The organism is Actinophytocola sp. (genome assembly GCF_036378875.1).
GTDB lineage: Bacteria > Actinomycetota > Actinomycetes > Mycobacteriales > Pseudonocardiaceae > Actinophytocola.
The window spans coordinates 1-18,483 of record NZ_DASUVO010000120.1 but is presented as its reverse complement, the minus strand read 5'-3'; the positions used below and the strand labels follow the sequence as shown (position 1 = coordinate 18,483).

At 69.0% G+C, this 18,483-nt stretch carries 18 protein-coding genes; 6 read left to right on the top strand and 12 right to left on the bottom strand.

The annotated features are described in order from the left end of the window. Positions 1-6 precede the first annotated feature (6 nt). Genes VF106_RS34750 through VF106_RS34740 form a run of 3 tightly spaced genes read right to left on the bottom strand, consistent with a single transcriptional unit; the run spans position 7 to position 2,317 of the window. On the bottom strand, positions 7-1,545 hold the full coding sequence (locus VF106_RS34750) for a Ycf46 family AAA ATPase (protein WP_330844173.1): 1,539 nt from the start codon (positions 1,543-1,545) through the stop codon (positions 7-9). Further along, a complete protein-coding gene (locus tag VF106_RS34745; RefSeq protein WP_330844172.1) occupies positions 1,542-2,126 on the bottom strand; it encodes a 4Fe-4S cluster-binding domain-containing protein in 585 nt (194 codons plus the stop codon). Before VF106_RS34745 ends, VF106_RS34750 begins: the two co-directional genes overlap by 4 nt. Next, positions 2,117-2,317: a DUF2997 domain-containing protein gene (locus tag VF106_RS34740; protein ID WP_330844171.1), complete on the bottom strand. Its 201-nt coding sequence runs from the start codon at positions 2,315-2,317 to the stop codon at positions 2,117-2,119. The genes VF106_RS34745 and VF106_RS34740 overlap by 10 nt, the downstream gene beginning before the upstream one ends. A gap of 57 nt (positions 2,318-2,374) precedes the next feature. Here VF106_RS34740 and VF106_RS34735 point away from each other — a divergent pair, with 57 nt between their 5' ends. The 3 genes from VF106_RS34735 to VF106_RS34725 all read left to right on the top strand — a co-directional run bounded on the left by VF106_RS34735 (position 2,375) and on the right by VF106_RS34725 (position 6,197). Then, positions 2,375-4,255, top strand: a complete 1,881-nt coding sequence (locus VF106_RS34735; RefSeq protein WP_330844170.1) for a bifunctional copper resistance protein CopD/cytochrome c oxidase assembly protein — start codon at positions 2,375-2,377, stop codon at positions 4,253-4,255. Between the two features lie 5 nt (positions 4,256-4,260). Next, positions 4,261-4,719 carry a hypothetical protein gene (locus tag VF106_RS34730; RefSeq protein ID WP_330844169.1) on the top strand — a complete coding sequence of 153 codons (459 nt, stop codon included), beginning with the start codon at positions 4,261-4,263 and terminating at the stop codon, positions 4,717-4,719. 62 nt (positions 4,720-4,781) lie between these two features. After that, positions 4,782-6,197: a hypothetical protein gene (locus VF106_RS34725; protein ID WP_330844168.1), complete on the top strand. Its 1,416-nt coding sequence runs from the start codon at positions 4,782-4,784 to the stop codon at positions 6,195-6,197. A gap of 7 nt (positions 6,198-6,204) precedes the next feature. Here VF106_RS34725 and VF106_RS34720 read toward each other — a convergent pair whose 3' ends face one another. From VF106_RS34720 to VF106_RS34700, 5 genes are read right to left on the bottom strand one after another with little or no spacing between them, the layout of a single operon-like run. Then, entirely contained in the window at positions 6,205-6,813 is a 609-nt protein-coding gene (locus VF106_RS34720; protein WP_330844167.1) for a GTP-binding protein, read from the bottom strand. Next, complete coding sequence (locus tag VF106_RS34715; protein WP_330844166.1) at positions 6,794-7,171, bottom strand: DUF742 domain-containing protein; 378 nt, start codon at positions 7,169-7,171, stop codon at positions 6,794-6,796. Before VF106_RS34715 ends, VF106_RS34720 begins: the two co-directional genes overlap by 20 nt. Next, complete coding sequence (locus VF106_RS34710; protein WP_330844227.1) at positions 7,168-7,563, bottom strand: roadblock/LC7 domain-containing protein; 396 nt, start codon at positions 7,561-7,563, stop codon at positions 7,168-7,170. Before VF106_RS34710 ends, VF106_RS34715 begins: the two co-directional genes overlap by 4 nt. 26 nt (positions 7,564-7,589) lie before the next feature. Next, positions 7,590-10,013: a sensor histidine kinase gene (locus VF106_RS34705; RefSeq protein ID WP_330844165.1), complete on the bottom strand. Its 2,424-nt coding sequence runs from the start codon at positions 10,011-10,013 to the stop codon at positions 7,590-7,592. Between the two features lie 19 nt (positions 10,014-10,032). Further along, a complete protein-coding gene (locus VF106_RS34700; protein ID WP_330844164.1) occupies positions 10,033-11,250 on the bottom strand; it encodes a cytochrome P450 in 1,218 nt (405 codons plus the stop codon). Positions 11,251-11,510: 260 nt separating this feature from the next. Between VF106_RS34700 and VF106_RS34695 the strand changes: the two genes are divergently transcribed. After that, positions 11,511-11,774 carry a hypothetical protein gene (locus tag VF106_RS34695; RefSeq protein ID WP_330844163.1) on the top strand — a complete coding sequence of 88 codons (264 nt, stop codon included), beginning with the start codon at positions 11,511-11,513 and terminating at the stop codon, positions 11,772-11,774. A gap of 5 nt (positions 11,775-11,779) precedes the next feature. Here the strand turns inward: VF106_RS34695 and VF106_RS34690 are convergent, their stop codons facing one another. Genes VF106_RS34690 through VF106_RS34680 form a run of 3 tightly spaced genes read right to left on the bottom strand, consistent with a single transcriptional unit; the run spans position 11,780 to position 15,151 of the window. Next, on the bottom strand, positions 11,780-13,459 hold the full coding sequence (locus tag VF106_RS34690) for an EAL domain-containing protein (protein WP_330844162.1): 1,680 nt from the start codon (positions 13,457-13,459) through the stop codon (positions 11,780-11,782). A 56-nt stretch (positions 13,460-13,515) separates the two neighbouring features. Further along, on the bottom strand, positions 13,516-14,331 hold the full coding sequence (locus VF106_RS34685) for an SAM-dependent methyltransferase (RefSeq protein WP_330844226.1): 816 nt from the start codon (positions 14,329-14,331) through the stop codon (positions 13,516-13,518). A gap of 4 nt (positions 14,332-14,335) precedes the next feature. Beyond that, a complete protein-coding gene (locus VF106_RS34680; RefSeq protein WP_330844161.1) occupies positions 14,336-15,151 on the bottom strand; it encodes an SAM-dependent methyltransferase in 816 nt (271 codons plus the stop codon). A 185-nt stretch (positions 15,152-15,336) separates the two neighbouring features. Here VF106_RS34680 and VF106_RS34675 point away from each other — a divergent pair, with 185 nt between their 5' ends. Next, positions 15,337-16,350, top strand: coding sequence for an alpha/beta hydrolase (locus VF106_RS34675; protein WP_330844160.1), 1,014 nt, complete (start codon positions 15,337-15,339; stop codon positions 16,348-16,350). Here VF106_RS34675 and VF106_RS34670 read toward each other — a convergent pair. Then, the gene (locus VF106_RS34670) at positions 16,344-17,474 is read right to left on the bottom strand and encodes an ABC transporter substrate-binding protein (RefSeq protein ID WP_330844159.1); all 1,131 of its coding nucleotides are present in this window, start codon (positions 17,472-17,474) and stop codon (positions 16,344-16,346) included. The two genes, VF106_RS34675 and VF106_RS34670, sit on opposite strands and share 7 nt — an antisense overlap. Positions 17,475-17,562: 88 nt before the next feature. Here VF106_RS34670 and VF106_RS34665 point away from each other — a divergent pair, with 88 nt between their 5' ends. Next, a complete protein-coding gene (locus VF106_RS34665; protein ID WP_330844158.1) occupies positions 17,563-18,312 on the top strand; it encodes a MarR family winged helix-turn-helix transcriptional regulator in 750 nt (249 codons plus the stop codon). The last annotated feature ends 171 nt before the right edge of the window (positions 18,313-18,483 follow it).

Sequence of the window (18,483 nt, the reverse complement as noted above, 5' to 3'; positions counted from 1 at the left end):
CGGCGCTCAGCTCAGTTCGAGACGGACCTGTGCCTGCTCTGCCTGCGCGGTCTCGGCGAAGGAGGCCGACTGGGCGCGCCCCTCCCGCAGCCACGCGCGCAGCCGTTCGATGACCTCGCGCTGTGAACGGGAAAGCGGCACCAACCGGCTCACCGCCGAGGTGATGTCGGCGGTGTGGATGTCGCGGTCCGCGGAGAACGCGTGGTACAACGCATCCACAATGGACTGTTCCAGCTCGGCGCCGGTGAAACCGTCCGAGATCTGCGCGAGGTGGTACACGTCGAACGCGCCGGGATCGCGGCGACGCTTACGCAGATGCAGGGTGATGATCTCGCGGCGCTCCTCCTCTGTTGGCAGGTCGAGGAAGAAGATCTCGTCGAAACGACCGCGCCGCAACGTTTCCGGCGGCAGCGCGGTGACGTCGTTGGCGGTGGCGACGACGAACACCGGGGCGGTCTTCTCCTGCATCCAGGTCAGGATCGTGCCGAACACCCGCTGCGACGTGCCGCCGTCGAGGTCCCCACCGGACAGCCCCTTCTCCAGCTCGTCGATCCACAGCACACAGGGCGCGACCGTCTCGGCGAGGTGCAGCGCCCGACGAGTCCGCTCCTCCGACTCACCGACCAGGGACCCGAACAGCGCGCCGACATCCAGTCGCAGCAACGGAAGGCGCCACAGGCCGCCGATCATCTTCGCGGTGAGGCTCTTGCCGGTGCCGGGAATCCCAATCAGGGCAAGGCCTTTCGGCGCGGGCAGGCCGTAGGCCGCGGCCTCCTCGGTGAACGCGCGCTCGCGCAGCCCCAGCCAGCGTTTCAACGCGTCCAACCCGCCGACGTCCTCCGGCGACTCCTGCGCCGCGTGGAACTCCAGCGCGCGGCTCTCCCGGATGATCGCCTTCTTCTCCGCCACCACGGCGTCGATGCCGCGGTCGTCGAGCACCTCGTCCCGCACGATCGCCTTGGCGAACGCGCGTTTGGCCTGCGCGGCGGTCAACCCGAGCGCCGCCTGGACGAGACGGGCACGGCCCTGCGGGGTCAGCGTCGAGCGAACCCCGTCGGTGTCGTCGATCAGCTTGTCCAGCGCGGCCCGCAACGCATCGGCTTTGGGGAGCGGCATCTCCAACACCACGGCGTCGTCCCGCAGCTCCATCGGGACCTCACGGTTCGGGGTGGTGACGACCAGCGACGCGCCCGTGTAGACGAGCTGCTGGGCGAGGCTGCGCAGCTTGCGGCGCACGCGGGCGTCCTTGCCCCAGAACTCGTGGAAGTCCTTCAGCACGTACAGGTCTCGCCGGGCAGGCGACTTCAGCGCCAGCTCCTTGATCTTGTCGAGCGCGACGAGCGGGTCCGCGGCGTCGGGCAGCTGCCGGCCGGCCTTGGAGTCGAACCGGTCGGCGACGTCCCACAGCACCAGGTCCGAACCGCTGTCCCGCCCTCTGCGGACCTCGTCGAGCACCTCTAGCGCACGCTGCTCCTCGACCGTGACCAGCACGATCAACGCGACCCGTGCCCGCAGGTACAACCGGATCTCGTCCCCAGTAGTCACGAGTCAATCCTCCCGGGCGCCACCATGCCGGTCACCGTGACCGTACCGTCCACGCCGAGGATGACCTCCATGGCCGGGACCGGTTCCAGTGCACTTGGGGGGTATCGCCCGGTGCGGTCCCAGTACATCTTGTTCGCCGAGCCCCGCAGCCCCGCCGCCACCCGACGCCGCCGGTTGTATCTGCCGGCGACGACCAGGTCCACCGCCGCCACGGCGGCCAGCTTCTCCTGGTCGGCCTCGATCTCCGCCCTCGTGAACCCGGTCAGCACGATGACGCCGAGGTCGGTCCGCGCACGCAGCTCCGCACAGAACACCGCGACCGCTCTTGGTTGCTCCAACGGCTCACCCCCGGTGAGGGTGACGCCCTCGATGTCCGTCACGTCCAGGACCGCGTCGACCAGCTCACCGACGGACCGGGTCACACCGCCGGTCCCGGCATGGGTTCCCGGGTTGAAGCACCCGGGGCAGGCCAGCGGGCAACCCTGGCTCCAGATGGTGAACCGTTGCCCCGGCCCGTTGGCGACACTGCGCGGCACGACGTCGTGTATCCGCCACGGCGTCGACAGTGCCGTCAATGCCACGACCGGTTCTGGTCGTCCTGCTCCGCGTCGAGGTAGGCGTCGTCGGTCAGCTCACGCGACTCGATGTTCCCACCCAGTAACTGGACGAGGTCCTCGGTCTCGGTCAGGCACTCCATGCCGGCGACCCCCAGCACCGACATCGCGACGGTGCCGTCCGGGCCGATGTTGACCTCGATCACCTCGTCCGCCATGTCGTAAATGGTAGGACCCTTTACAACTCTGGCTACTATCAAGCATAGTGCGCGATCATGTCGTCGACCTTCGAGCCGGACCGATCCGGGGCCGGGCCGCTGGTCCTCGCCGGGGCGGCCTGTGCCGTCGCCATCGCGTTGCTGGTCCTGCTGGTGACGCGGACGCCGTGGTGGTCGCCGGGCGGGCTGCCGGACGCGGGTGAACTCACCCGCAACGGGGTCGCCGTCGTCAGGGTGTTGGTGACCGTGGCGTCGGTCGTCTGTGTCGGTTCGTTGCTGGCGGCGGCGTTCCTCCTGCCCCGGCAGCGGTCCGGTCGGCTCGACAGCGACGGGCACCCGGCGGCGCGTACCGCGGCGGTCGCGGCCGCGATGTGGCTCGTCGCGAGCTTCGCCGCCCTGTTGTTCACCACCGCGGAGAGCGTGGGAGCGCCGGTCGAGGAGGTGGCGCTGTCGCCGGGACGGCTGCTCGTGGCGATGAACGCGCTGGAGCAGGCCAAGGCCTGGCTCGTCACCACGACGGTCGTGCTCGTGGTTCTGCTCGGCTGCCAGCGCGCCACGACCTGGACGAAGAGCGCCGGCCTGTTCCTGCTGTCGCTGTTCGCGCTGCTGCCGGTCGCGGTCACCGGACATTCCGCCACCGGCGGCTCGCACGACATCGCCACGAGCAGCCTGATCTACCACCTCGTCGCCGCGACGCTGTGGATCGGCGGGCTCGTCGCGTTGCTCGCGCTGAGCCGGAGCCGCCACCTCGTCACCGCCGTGCACCGGTTCTCCCGGTTGGCGCTGGTGTGCTGGGTCGTCATGGCGGTCTCGGGCGTGCTCAACGCCTGGGTGCGCGTGTCGCCGGCCGACCTGTTCACGACCTCGTACGGCTGGCTGCTGCTGGCGAAGGTCGCCACGCTGCTGGCCCTCGGGGCGTTCGGCTACCGGCACCGCCGGCACACGATCCGGACGCTGACGTGGCACCAGAACCGCAGGCCGCTGATCCGGTTGGCCGCGCTCGAGATCCTCCTCATGTTCGTCACCGTCGGCATCGCGACCGCGCTCAGCCGCACCCCGCCGCCGCCCCGCGCGGCACTGCTGCCGTCCTCTGTGGAGCTTCTGATCGGCTACGACCTGGCCGGTCAGCCGACCGTCGCCCGGCTGCTGTTCGACTGGCGCTTCGACCTGCTCTTCGGCGTCCTGGCCGTCCTGCTCGCCGCCGCCTATCTCGTTGGCGTGCGGCGGTTGGACCGCTGGCCGGTCGGGCGCACGGTGGCGTGGCTGTCCGGCTGCCTGGTGCTCCTGGTCGCGACGTCGTCCGGCATCGGCCGGTACGCGCCGGCCGCGTTCAACGTCCACCTGCTCCAACAGATGCTCGTCGCCGTGGTGGCGCCGGTCCTGCTGGTCCGCGGCGCTCCCGTACTGCTCGCGATGCGGGCGGCGGCACCGGGCAGCGCGCCACGTGAATGGCTCTCCGCGCTGGCGCGTTCCCGCGTCAGCCGGCTCCTCACCCGTCCCGCCGTCGGGCTCACGCTGCTCGTCGCGCCGCTGTTGCTGCTCTACGGCGCGGGCGGCTTCACCGGGCTGGTCGGGAACCGCTGGGCGTACCTGGCCATGAACGCGTACTTCCTCACCGCCGGCTACCTGTTCTTCTGGCCGGTCGCCGGTGCCGACCCCGCGCCACGCAGGCTTTCGACGACCACGCGCCGCCGCGCGCTCGTCCTTCTCCTCGTGAGCCTCGCCATCGTGGCACTCGTCGTGACCAGGCTGCAGACCATCCTCGGGGAGGGGTTCTACTGGTCGCTGGCGCTGCCGTGGACCGAGGACCTCCTTGCCGACCAACGACTCGGCGCCGTCGCCATCTGGGTCGGCGGCGGCCTGCCCGTGCTGGCCGCCCTGGCCGTCCTGTTCGCGACGCGGTCCACGGTGAACGACCGCGGCGCGGCATCCGTGTAGAAGTCATGCCGCACGGAACGACCCGCCTTCTCGGAATCATCATCGCGGTAGGTGCGCTGACGCTGGGCTGCGCCGCGCCCAACAGCCAGAACACCGCCCAGGGGAGAACCAGCCCGCCTGCCCAGAGCAAGCCACAGGGCACGACGACGAGCCCGACCCCGAGCGTGCCGGCCAAGCCCTACACCGTGGAGGAGCTCGCCGCGACCGTCGGCTGCACACCCGAGTTCCAGGGCAAGACCCTCGACTTCCGCCAGGCGGTCTGCAACTCCCCCACCGAGGACTACGTCCTCCTCGACTTCGCCACCGCCGAAGGAATGCGGGCCTGGCTCGACACCGCGATGCTCTACGGCGGCACCTACCTCGTCGGCGAGCGCTGGCTGTTGTCCAGCCGGGCCAAGGAGACCATGGAGACCCTCAGCACGACACTCGGCGGTGTCGTCGAGGAAAGCCCGATGCGCCGCTGACATCGTTGCTTGTTCGCTAGGAACCGCGTTAAGTGGGTAACCGGCGACGAGGAGGTGTGGCGATGTCTTTCGACAGGAGGACCCTGTTGCTTGGTGTGAGTGCGGCTGGCCTCGCGGGGTTGGCACTGCCCGGCGAGGCGACCGCCGACCCGGCCGACCTCGAGTTCCGGATCCGGCACAGGTACCGGCCGTTCGACCTGATCGCGCCCCGGTTCGTGCAGTACGACACGGTCGCCACCCCCGTCCGCGACACCGTGGTGTCCACCGACGTGCGGCCCCGGGCGCCGTACGGATCGGTGCTGGTCGAGGTCCGGTCCGGCGCCGGCGTGGTGGCCGGGCTGGTAGGTGACGACGGCACTCGGGTGCTGGGCACCTACGACGCCGGGCGGGCCGCCATCGAGATCACCGTGCGCGGCACGACCACCGTGGTTCGTTCGGTGCCCGTGACGCTGCCAGCGCCGTTCCGGTTCGCCGTGGTGTTCAACGAGAACGCGGTGACCGTGCTCGCCGACACCACCGGCACCGGCACCGCGTGGCAACCGCTGCTCACCGAACGGAACGGCGTCCGCGCGCTGATCGACCTGCGTGTGCCGGACGTGCTGGGTCGGCTGTCGTACGGCTACGGCGGCCGCGGTGACGTGCTGCTGGGGCGCGTGCGGGCGGGATACTTCGGGCAGGCAGGCGTCCGCGATCCGCACGTGGTGCAGTACGCGGACGGGCGGCCGGTCATCCGCGACAACAAGCTGTACCTGACGCTCACCAACGCGGGCCTGGGATTCTTCCAGCAGGCGCACTGGGGAGTGTGGACGCTCGACCTGACCGACCCGACACGCCTCGAACAGGTCGCGCAGCTGTTCTTCGCCCGCGACGGGCTCGTCCTCGGCGACCACGCCGGCCAGATCGTCCTCGACGGTGACGAGTTCGTGCTGGCCATGTCCTCGTGGGGCGACTTCGACTTCGCCGGGGTGCGCGCGCGTTACGTCCGGACGAGGGCGAACGTGCTGTCCGGCGTGCATGTCCTGCCGACGTCACCGCTGCCCCTGCCCACCTCGGTGAGCTCGTGGGACCCGGCCATGACCCGGATCAACGGCCAGTGGCACGTGGCCTTCGTGGAGAGTCCCGCCCAGTCGCCGTCGTTCGTGTTCCACCCGGCGCTGGCCCGTGGCCGAACGCTGGAGAGCCTGTCACCGGTCGGCGCCGACCAGACCCTCGACCAGACCGAGGGCACGATCATCCAACGCGTCGACGGCCAGTGGTACGTACTGGCCAGCGACGGCGACGCGCGCCTGTACCGGGTGTACGACCTACAGATGCGTCCACAAGGGACACTGAACGCCCCGTACGGCACGAACATCCCACACCCGATGGTCGTCCGCGCGAAGAACACGTGGTACCTGCTCACGTTCGACGGCACCCAGTACGCCGAACCAGTCCTGGGCTACGGCGGCCACGGCGACTTCGTCGTGATGACCGCCTGACCCATACTCAGGCTCCGATGCCGAGCTTGGCGCGGGCCTTGCGCATGAGGTGTTCCAGCAGCGTGAGCAGGACCGCCTTGGCGGAGTCGCGGTCGCGGGCGTCGCAGAGGTGGATGGGGACGGCCGGGTCGAGGTCGAGTGCGTCGCGGACCTCGTCCTGGGTGTACAGCGGTGCGCCGTCGAAGCAGTTCACGGCGACCACGAAGCTGACGCCGCGGCTTTCGAAGAAGTCGACGGCGGCGAACGAGTTGTCGAGGCGACGGGTGTCGGCCAGGACGATCGCGCCGAGGGCGCCGCGGGCCAGTTCGTCCCACAGGAACCAGAAGCGTTCCTGTCCCGGGGTGCCGAAGATGTAGAGGATGAGGTCCGGGTTGATGGTGATGCGGCCGAAGTCCAACGCGACGGTCGTGGTGGTCTTCGCCTCCACACCGGACAGGTCGTCGATGCCTTCGCCGAGTTCGCTGAGCACCTCTTCGGTGCGCAGGGGGGCGACCTCGCTCACCGCGCCGACCATCGTGGTCTTACCGACACCGAAACCCCCGGCGATGAGGACCTTCACCGCCGCGGCGGTGACCTCCGAGGACACCATCGCCGGGTCAGAGTTTCCGGACACCATCGAGCACCGCCTGTAGAAGCTTGATATCGGGGGTTTCGGTCGCCATCTGGGTCGGTGGCGAACGGAAGATCAGGTAGCCGCCCTCGATCAGGTCTCCGATGAGGATCTTCGTGACGGCCAGTGGAAGCGAGAGCCCGGCGGAAATCTCGGCCACCGAAAGGGGACGACCGCACAGGCGCACGACGGCGGCGTACTCGTGCCCCAGCCGTTCGAGGTGAGCGTCCCAACGCGCCGACACCACCAGCGTGATCATGTCCAGGTCACGCCAGTTGCTGGTGGTCCGCCCTCGGGTCACCGCGTAGGGCCGCACCAGCGGGCCGGCCGCGTCGTCGAACCATGACTCCCGCGGGCCGGTCATGAAGACAGCGGACCCACCGGTGGTTCGAACAGCCCGCGCCGCTTGGTCGTGCTGAGCAGCTCACCGAGACGGAGCACGGTCTGGTTCATCTCGTAGGCGACCGCGCCCATGCTCGCGCCCTGTTCGCTCAGCAACGCCAGGCAGGCGTTGTCGCCGGCGGCGGTCAGGAACAGCACCGCCCGGTCGAGCTCGATGACGGTCTGCCGCACGTCACCGCCGTCGAAGCGGGCGCCGGCACTGCGCGCGAGGCTCTGCAGGGCGGACGACATCGCGCTGAAGTGCTCCGCGTCCTCGACCGACATCGTCGCGGATCGGCCGAGCATCAACCCGTCGGTGGACAGCACCACCGCGTACCTAACTCTGGCCAACCGCTTGACCAGGTCGTCGAGCATCCAGTCCAGTCGGGAAGAGTTGGAACTCACTGTGGGCCTTCTCGTCGGTCGTGGTAATTCGTACCTGGCTCTGGACGCGCCATCCGTCCTTGGCGGGTCCCGGACTCGATCGCGGAGAAGAGGTCCCGCACCTGTTCGGACGAGCGCTCGTGCCGGCCGGCGCTCTGCTGTGGTTGTTGGGGCTGCGGCATGTTCGTCAGCTCCGGCGCGAGGTTCGCCTGTCGCCGCCGCCTTGGCAGCGCCGGCCGGCCCGCGGTGGGCTGGAATCCTTGTCCGGCAACGGGTGCCGGCGGTTCAGGGGCAGCGTGACGGGTGGCTCTCGATTCCGGAGCACCCCCAAAAGTTGCCGGTGGCGTCGTCTCACCAGGTTCCATGGTCGGCCATGATACGGAGGACAGTCCGTTGGATCCGGTAGACACGGTCGAGTGTGCGGTGGGCGGCGGGAATCCCGCGTCGATCGGACCGGTGTGGCGCAGTGGCGCGCCGTTCACCTCTCCCGTACCGAATCCGGCGCTCGCGGTCACACCGGCGGCGACGGGCCGGGGTTGTTCGCTCGCGACGATCAACGACGTGGGAATGAGGACGATCGCCCGGATCCCGCCGTAGTCCGAATCGGACAGCCGGATGCTCACCCCGTTGCGGGCGGCGATCTGGCCGACCACCAGCAGACCCATGCGTGAGTCGCTCGACAGGTTGGCGACGCTGAAGTTCGGCGGCTCGGCCAGGATCTGGTTGGCCTGCGCGATCTGCTCGCCGGACATGCCGAGACCCTGGTCGGTGACCTCGACGACCGCTCCCCTGCCGACGACGTTGCTGACCACGTCCACCCGCGACTCCGGCGGGGAGAACGACGTCGCGTTCTCGACCAGCTCGGCGATCAGGTGGATGAGGTCGGCGACCACACTGCCCACAATGGACACCCCGGCCATGTGGCCGGCGTGTACGCGGGCGTAGTCCTCGGTCTCCGCGATGGCGCTGCGCACCAGCTCGACGAGCGGCACCGGCTGGCGCCACTGACGCCCGGGCTGCTCGCCGCCGAGGATGATCAGGTTCTCCGCGTTGCGCCTTGCCCGGGTGGCCAGGTGGTCGAGCTCGAACAGGACCGAGAGCCGGTTCGGGTCCTCCTCGCCGTGCTCGGCCTTGTCCAGCACCTCCAACTGCTTGTGCACGACGACCTGGCTGCGGTGGGCGATGTTCAGGAACAGCGCGTTGATGCCGCCACGGGTCTTCGCCTCCTCCACCGCTGCCCCGACGGCGGCGGACTCGGCCCTGTTGAACGCGTCGGCGACGTCACCGATCTCGTCCGAGCCGAAGTCCAGTGACCGCATCTCGGCGTTGACGTCGACGTCCTCGCCGTTGCGCAGCCGCGTCATGATGCGCGGCAGCTGCTCGTCCGCCAGCGAGAGCGCCTCGGCACGCAGCCGCTTCAACCGCCTGATCAGCTTTCCGGAGATCCGCAGCGTGATCATGCTCGCGAGCACCGCGCCGAGCAGCATCGCGCCACCGGCGATCAGCCACCACGTCGCCTGTTCCTCGGCGCTGTCGATGGAGGTGTCGACGACCTTGGCGTAGTGGTCCTGGTACAGCTCGAACAGGTCCTTGTTGACGGTGGTCGCGGCGGACTGCCATTCGGCGACGGTCACCGGCAGGAACGAGGTGTCCCCCGGCTGCACGCCGTGGTCCACGATCGCGTTCTCCACAGTGGACAGCGTTTTCCACGCGGCGCCGTCGACCAGCGCCTCCGCCCGCGTGCGCTCCTGGCCGGTCAACGCGGGGATGATCGTGTTGAGCTGGTTGTGGTAGGAGCCGACCTGACGGTCGTACTCACGCAGCTGGTCCGGAGTCATCCGACCGACCACCGCGACGCCGAGCGCGTTGCTGCGCGACATCGCCTCCACCGCCTCGGACAGCTCGACGGCGAGGCTGGCGCCCGCCACCGCGTCCGGGTCCGGCAGCGCGTTCGCCACGCCTCGCGTGCCGATGCTGAATCGGTCCATCACCGTGTTGTAGACCTGGTAGACCTGGTCCGGGGGCACGAGCCCGACGTCGATGCCCTGCCGGAGTTGACCGAACGCTTCGAGGAGCTCGGTGTCCGAGTCGAACTGACCGGCGGTCTCGGGCGCGACCTCCTTGATCGTGTTCTGCACCCGCACCAGCTCGGGCGACTTCATCAGCGCGTCGAGGCGCTCACGCGCCGAGGCGAGGCTTTCCTTGACCGACTGGTCACCGGAGAGCAGCACCAGGGACAGGCGACGCTCCTCCTGCACTGTCTGGCCGAACTCGATACTCGGCGCGACCGCGGCGTCCAACTCGGAGACCTCGTCCCGCAGCTGGAACGCCTCCACCGCCAGGTAGGTCGACGCGCCGATACCGACCGCGAGCAGCACGAAGCTGGGAATCAGCGCGATGGACAGAATGCGTGCACGAACACTGAGCCGTAACCCGCTCACCGGTCAAACCTCCGGTCACTCACCATCGCACGGGAACTTCGGTGAGGCCGCCCACGATCAGACCTTCCAGTTTGACCAGTTCGTCCGGCTCGACGGCGAGTTCGAGCGTGGGCAGCCTACGCAGCAATACTTCCAGCACCACCTGCAGCTCGGTGCGAGCGAGTGCCTGACCGAGGCAGGAGTGCGGACCGACGCCGAAGCTCACGTGCGGGTTCGGACTGCGTGCGATGTCCAGCTCGGCGGCACGGTCGAACGCGGTCTCGTCCCGGTTCGCCGCGGCCATGCTGCACAGCACGGTCGTCCCCATTGGTAGCACGCTGTCCCCGACTTCTGTCTCCACGGGAAGATAGCGGACCATGCCGAACCCGGAGTTGGCATCCATCCGCAACGTCTCCTCGACCGCGGTCCGCACGAGCGCGGGCTCGGCGAGCAGCCGCTCCCAGTGACGGCGGTCGGCGAGCAACATGGCGATCATCTTGCCGATCATGTTCGCCGTTGTCTCGTGCCCGGCGACCAGCAGTCCGATTCCGGTGGCGGCGAGTGTCTGATCGGGCATCGGCTCGCCTTCGGCGTCCGTGCCGCCGATCAGCGCGCTGAGGATGTCGTCGCCGGGCTCCGCCCGCTTCGCGGCGAGGTGCTGGCCGATGTAGCCGAAGAACTCGCCCATCGCGGCGGCGACTTCGTCCTGACTGTACCGGTCCAGGTTGAGCAGCATGTCCGACCATCCGGCGAACCGGTCGCGGTCGGAGTCGGGCACACCGAGCATGTCGCAGATGACCCAGACCGGAAGCGGGAACCCGAGGCTCGCCTTCAGGTCGGCGGGCGATCCGTTCGCGACCATGTCGTCGACGAGACCGTCCGCCATGGCCTCGATGGCGGGGCGCAGCTCGTTCATCCGCTTGACGGTGAACCACTTGCTGATCTGGCGCCGCCAGTGCAGGTGCGCCTCACCGGTCTGTGGGAGTACCGTCGACATCGCACTGTTGAACACGCCACCGGACTCGGTGTCGGAGATGCGCGCGGCGTCCGGCGCGTCGAGCGCGCGGGAGAACCGCGGGTCGGACAGCAACTGCTTCACGTCTTCATATCTGGTAATCAGAGTTCCGGCGTCCCCGCTGGGAAATCTGATGTCGGCGACCGGACATTCACGACGCAACCGGTCCCACTCGACCGGAGGCTCCAGCGCGGCCGAACTGGACAGCGGATAGCTGAGCACTTCCTGCCCGACGTGCTCCATCGCGCCGTGCTCTCCTCTCGGTTCGCCACCCCCGGTGGGTGCGCAGTCAACCGGTCACGAGCAACCGGCGTCAAGCACAACCTCATGGCAGGAACCTGTCACCCCCAACCAGGCAACGAGGAGAAAATAGGGGTGTCGACCGACCCGTCCTGGTTTCCGAGCGTAACGGACGGGAATATCAAGACGACGAATTCGGTGACTGACGGTAACCCCGGTCAGGTAGTCAACTGTTTCTTCTCCGCCTATATAGAGGCCACATCATGACTCGTCGACCGCTGCCGGTCAGAACCCTGCTGTGCGTGGGACTCCTGGGTTCCGCCGCCACCGTCGTCCTTGGCCCGAACCCGCTGGTGATCACGGTCGCCGTGGGAGTCTTCGCCGCCTGCTCGGTGACCGTCGCGGCCCGTGCCGCACGCCGCGCCAACCGCCGCATCGACCGGATTTTCGCCGAAGAGCTGGAATCATCGCAGGAAATCACACTGGACAGACAACCCGACCAACAATCATGGCGGAAGACGGCGTAGCCATCTCATGGCAGCGGCAGGTCCTCGGGCGGTGTGAACAGTGGACCGGTGGCCAGGTCGGCGCCCGCGTCCCGCCACCAGTCCGCTTCGGAATCGGAACAGATGTCGTCGACGGCCACGACCGCGCCGGCCTCGTGCACGAGGCCGATCATGTCGCGCAGCGCGTGCCCCATCACCCGTTCCGCGGATCTTCGCACCAGGGCGGGCGCGAGCCGCACCGCGTGCACCGGCACGTCCGACAGGACAGCCACCTCACCGCGGAAGTCGTGCACCGCGACCGCGGCCCCGGCATTGGCGAGACCGATGAGGTTGTGTGCCGTCGGGACACGGGTGGCCAGGCCGGCCGGCACGGACACCTGAAGCCGTTCCGCCGGCAGGCCGGACCGGTCGACGGCGGCCAGGAGGTCCGGGGACGTCGCGAGGCTCGGTGGGAGCACCACCGTCAGCGGAAGTTCGCCGGGCCATGACCGCAGCCGTGCGCCGGCCTGGTCGAGCAGCCAGGCGCCGAGCCGTTCGCCGAAGCCGACCCGTTCGGCGAGCGTCACGCACCGCTCGTGCGGGAGTGCGGCCAACTCCGCGTGGTCCCACCGCAGCCGCGCGTCGAGCCTGGCCGGCCGCCCGTCGGTCAACCGGACCTGTCGCCGGAACGCCACGTACAGCCGACCGGTCCACCACGCGTCCGGAAGGGTCGCGGCCAGGCGCAGTTCCTTGCGGTCATCGCCGTCCCGGTCCGGTTCGAGCAGTGTCCAACGGCCGGGCCCGGTGAGCTTCGCCTTACGTAGCGCCATGTCCGCGGCGTGCAGCACCGCGACCGGGTCGTCGCGGTACGGCGGGCTCTGCACCACGCCGACGCTGACCGACACCACCACGGCGAGCCCGTCGACGTGCACCGGCTCCGCGAGCGCCCGGTGGATCGCCTCGACGATCGGCGTCGGGTCGGGTGCGGGTGCCTCGCTCTCGACGAGCAGGCCGAAGCGGCCCGCCTCGAAACGGGCGACCATCGCCTGCGCGCCGGGCACCACGCCGGAAAGACGGTCCGCGACGATGCGCAGCAGCTGTGCGCACGCCTGCCGGCCGAGGCCGGTCGCGAACGTGGCCAGGCCGTGGACCTCCAGGTGGTACACGCTCGTCGGGCTGCCCATGTTGAGCACGTGTTCCAGGCGTGTCGTGAAGAACTGCCGGTTCGGCAGCGCGGTGAGCACGTCGTGCAGCAGCTGGTGGCTGAGCTCGTTACGCAGCAGCGACAGCTCGGTGAGCACCTCCTCGCACTCGGCCTCGCGGGCGTGCAGGCTCTGCTCCGACTTGCGCACGGCCTCGAGCAGCGCCTGGTTGAGGCCGTCCTGCTGTGCCACGGTGTACCAGCGCACCGAGTCGGCGTAGCCGCACGCGAGGGCGCTGAGCACTCGGGCGACGCGTTCGCCCAGCCCGACGGTCCGTCCCCGCCGCTCGTCGGTCAGCAGGGCGTCGCAGAGCACGTCGACACTGCACCGCAGGCTGGTCCTGCCGACACAGTGCATCTTCACCAGCTGCTCGCCCACGGCGACGCCGCGCTCCACGTCGGGCGGCTCGCTCGCCACCGCGTCGAACACCTCGTGCGCCAGGTCGCGCAGTCGCCGCTCGATGTCCTTGTGGGGCAACGGGACGTAGGACAGCATGCTGACCAGGTAGGCCCACTTCCTTGCCACGCGGTCCAGCTCGCAGTCCGAGACCGCAAACGCAGGATCATCGGGCAGTGGCGCGGTCATGCCGTGCCTGCCCTGGGTTTGCGGCCGACGCCGACATGCAGCTGTGTCGCGGTCAGCTTCTCGGCCGGGTCCAGCGGCCGCTCCGCCCGCCAGCCTGCGTCGGCGACGCCGGGTGGCACCAGCTCGAAGCCGGTGAACAAACGGACCACCTCCTCGCGGGTGCGCGGGTAGATGAGATCCGGGCTCGCGCTCATGACCTCGACTAGCGTGGCCATCTCGGCCGGACGCCGGTCACCGGTGAGGTGGCATATCACCAGATGGCTGCCCGGGACAACGCGGTCGCGGTAACCAGCCACCATCTTCACCAGATTGGTCGAATCCGGGAGGACTTCGAGTATCGCGACCATCAACAGCCCGACCGGCGCGGTGAGGTCCAACAGGTCGCCGGCCCGTGCCAGGACCTTCGCGGGGTCGCGCGGGTCCGCCTGGAGTACGGCCGTCCGCTCGACGCCGGCGATCAGCCGTCCGGTGTGCGCCACGGAGATCGGGTCGATGTGCGCGTACACCACGCGGCAGGTCGGGTCGATGCCCTGCGCGACCTCGTGCACGTTGCCCATCGCGGTGGTGCCGACGGACAGGTCGAGGAACTGGCGCACGCCGGCGGCCACGAGGTGGGTCACCGCGCGCCGCATGAACGTGCGGCCCAGCTGCACGAGCATCGTGATGTCGGGCAGGGCGCGTTGGAGCTCCTCGGCCAGCCGGCGATCGGCCGGGAAGTTGTTGGCGTCGCCGAGGAGATAGTCGAGCACCCGGGCGGCACTCGGCGCGGTGATGTCCGCGCCCGCCGAAGACGAGTTCCCGGTTTCGTCCATCACGTCAGGGGATGTTGCCCACACCGGCGTAGAGCAGCTTGTTGGACTTGGGTTCGTCGGAGAAGTCACCGGGACCCTCTGGGCGCCAGGCGGGACACCCGACGATGCCGGGCTCCAGCAGCTCGAAACCGTTGAACAGGTCGGTGATCTCCGCGAGGTCGCGCGGGTAGATCGCGTCCTGCGTGCGCCGGCTCGTGTCGTCGATCGCCCGGTTCGTGTCCTGGGACGCGCCGTCCCGCGTGATGTGTGTCAGCGCGACGTGACTGCCGGACACGAGTTCCTTGCGGTAGTGGGCCATCAGGCCGGGGGGATCCTCCGCGTCGGACACGAAGTGCCACACCAGCAGGGTGAGCAGGCCGACGGGCTGGCTGAAGTCCAGCAGCTCCCGTACCTCGGGGCGGCTCAGCAGGTGGTCGGGATCACGCAGGTCCGCCTGTACGACGGTGGCGCGAGCGTTGTCGCGCAAGAGGATTCGGCTGTGCTCCACCGCGATGGGTTCCTTGTCAACGTAGACGACCCGGCAGGTCGGGTCGACCTGGTGCGCGATCTCGTGGACGTTGCCGACCGTCGGAATACCGGAACCGATGTCGAGGAACTGCCGAACACCGTTGTCAATCATGAAAAGCACGGCTCGTCGCAGGAAGGATCGATTCACCCGGGCGGCGTCGGCGATGTACGGGGCCTTCACGGCAACCGCCGCCGCGAACTGCCGGTCCGCCGGGAAGTTGTGCCCGCCACCGAGCAGGAAGTCATAGACCCGGGCGAGATTGGGAACACTCGGATCGATCACACCAGGATTGTCGAGCGGGTCGCTTTTCACCAAAGCACCTCCATTTGTGCTCGGAGGTATCTCAGCGCATGCGCCAACCCGGTGTCAGCACCCCGATCGGGTGATGCCACTCCTGTCGTGGACAGGCATAGAGTGCCCGCCCGTACTTGCTCGTAGGGAAGGAATCTTTCGTGCGATATCTCAGTATTTTTCGGTTGAAATCCACGCAACGCCGCGTGGTTGCCACCGCACTGATCGCCGTCACGATCGGTGGCCTGTTGTCACCCGCCAGAGCGGCGGCGGAAATCGCCTGCGATGACCTGAAAATCCCGGTCTCACTCGGCGGGCGGCGGGAGACCGTGTTCGGGCGGTTCTGCCAGCCAGGACAGGCGACGACAGTTCTGGTGCTCGTGCCGGGCGCCACCTACACCAGCGAATACTGGGATCTTCCGGCGAGACTCGGGCTGGTTTCCTTCCGTGCCGGGATGAACGACCTCGGCTACGCGACGCTGTCGGTCGACCGGCTGGGCACCGGACGCAGCTCGAGGCCGGTCAGCGCACAGCTGACGACGCTCACACAGGCCGGCGTGCTGCACCAGATCGTCGGGAAGCTGCGCACCGGCGCGGTCGGCCCCGGCTACGCGAAGGTGATCGCGGGCGGCCACTCTCTCGGCGCGGCCATCAGCCTCGTCGAGGCGGCGACCTACCACGACGTGGACGGTGTGCTGTCCGCTGGCACGACCCACGCGTTCGACCCGGTCGACTCGGCGACGGACCTCGTCGCGTCGCTGCGCCCGGCAAGACTGGATCCCGCGCTGTCGAACCGCAACTACGACCCCGGCTACCTCACGACCAGACCGGGCACGAGAACCCGCGCGTTCCACCGCCCAGCCCACCCGAGCGCGGCGGTCGCGGCGTACGAGGAGTCCACAAAGGACGCCTTCACCGCCGCCGAAGCGGCCGACGCCATCGGGGTCGCGGCCCTGACCCCGTACACGACACTGATCGACGTACCGGTGCTGATCGCCCTGGGCGGTCGGGACGAGCTGTTATGCGGGCCCCTGCTCGGCACCGACTGCACCTCGCCGGCCACCCTGCACCGCGACGAGGCGCCGTACTTCTCCCCGGCCGCGAAGCTGCGGACCTACCTGCAGCCCGGCTATGGCCACTCGTTCAACTTCGCCCCGAACGCGGATGCCTTCTACCGAACCGTCGCCAGCTGGGCGGACGAGATGGTGTCGCGCTACTGACCTGGATGCGGTCCGAGCCAGCCTGGCGACGGGGGACCTTGGACCTCGCCGAAGTAGAGCGCGAAGGTCTGCTTCCACCGTTCGACGTCGGCGCGGTCGGCCATGAAGCGCGGGAAACCGTCGAGGTGGGCGTTGGGGTACTCCCAGATGGGCTTGAGTCCGCCTACGGGGGTGATGTCGGTGCGCACGGACCAGCCGTCGAACGCGGTCTGCTGCACGGCGGGAGAGAGCTGCCAGTTCAGGTAGAGCTTGGCCGCGGCGGGGTGCTTGGCACGGGCCAGGATCGCCGCCCGCTGCCCCCATGCCATGAACGGGTGCCCGTCCGCCACCGCCCACCGCACGCCGGGTGCGATGGGTCCGGTCAGCGAGCCGGCGCCGCCGATGCCGACCAGCTTCTGCTTGCTGGCCACCGCGACGATCGGGGTCGGCGTGCCGCGGCCGAACCGCGGATTCCGCGCGGCGAGCCGGCGCACCCAGTCCCAGCCGTAGGCCTGCGTGTAGAGCTTGTACAGGTACAGCACGGCGTCGTCGTCGTGCGGATAGGAGGAGGCGATGGCGTCCTGCCAACGCGGGTCGACCAGGTCCTGCGGCGTGGCGGGCCCGGTGCTGCCGAGGGTGTCGTCGTACATGTAGCTGAACGCGTAGACCGCGATGCTCACCCAGGCGCCGTCCGGGTCCCGGAACTGGGGGTACAGCGCGGAGAAGCCGGCCGGCTTGTACGGCAGCAGCGCGCCCATCGCTTTCCAGCGGGGGAAGTCCTGCAGGGTCTGCAGCTGTACCACGTCGGGAACGAGGGTGTTGGTGGTGAGTTGGTTGTCGACGCGCACGTCGTGGTACTTGCTGTAGTCGACGATCATGGTGAGCCTGATGTCCGGGAACCGCGACAGGAACGCCTGCTTGGTGGCGTCCTGTTGGTCCGAGGTGTCACCACCGGCGTAGATGACCAGCTCGCCGCCCTCCCGTCGGGCGTCGGCGTACAGCTCGTCGAGCGACCTCCTCTCCTCGCGTGTGCCGGGGCCCGACACCGCGGCCGCGCCGGCACTGCCGACGATCGACGTACCCAGGGCCGCCGCCCCGATCGCGGCACCCGCGCCGAGCACCCGCCGCCTGCTCAATGAGGTCATGGGACCTCCTCCCAATTCGATTTAATCTTCAACTACCTCGGCGCCACCGTATTGCCACTTGCTTCAACTGTCAACTATCCTCGGCGAGGTGGGACAGACGCGGTGGTTGACCCCGAGGGAAGAACGGGTGTGGCGGCTCTTCGCGGCCGCGCTCGTCTACCTGCCCGACGAGGTCGAGGCGCCGCTACAGCGCGACGCGGACCTGACACACTTCGGCTATGCCGTCCTGTCCGCGCTGTCGGAGGCACCTGGGCGAGCACTGCGGATGAGTGACCTGGCATACATGGCCCAAGGCTCACGGTCCCGGTTGTCCCACGTGGTCGCCAACCTCGAGCGTCGAGGATGGGTCCGCCGGGAGCGCGACACCGCGGACGGCCGGAGCAACATCGCCACACTGACCGACGTCGGCTACGCCAAGATCGTGGCCATCGCCCCGAGCCATCTGGCCACGGTGCGCGCCACGATCTTCGACGCCCTCGGCGCCCAGCAGCTCGACGAGCTGGAAGGCATCTGCATGGCGCTGCTACCCCCCGAGATTCGCGACAGGCAGACGCGCCGCCACCCCAGGCAGAACGACGAACGTCATCAGGCAGATGACGTTGGTGCGCGTCCTCACATTGAGGACACGACGGACGTCACAGACGCGTTGGCTCGGGTCTCTGCCGCCCGCGCCGACATCGACCTCACCGAACTCCAGCTCATCGACAGTGCCCGTGCCCAAGGGCAGACCTGGGAACAGATCGCCGCCGCACTCGGCATGCCCGACCGCCGCCAGGCACAGACCCGGTTCCGCCGCCTGCGCGAGCGGTGGCCGGAATACGAACCCACAGGGCTCTAGTTTCACCGCGCGAACGCTTGCTGGACGGCACGAAGCTGTTGCTCGGCACCAACCGGCGGCCGCCCACTCTGATCACGATGACCGCGCGGATGGGCCGGATGTCCTGTGGGTACGACGGCATCGCCTACACCACCACCCTCAAGCACGTCGGTGTGCTCCAGCAGACCCTCT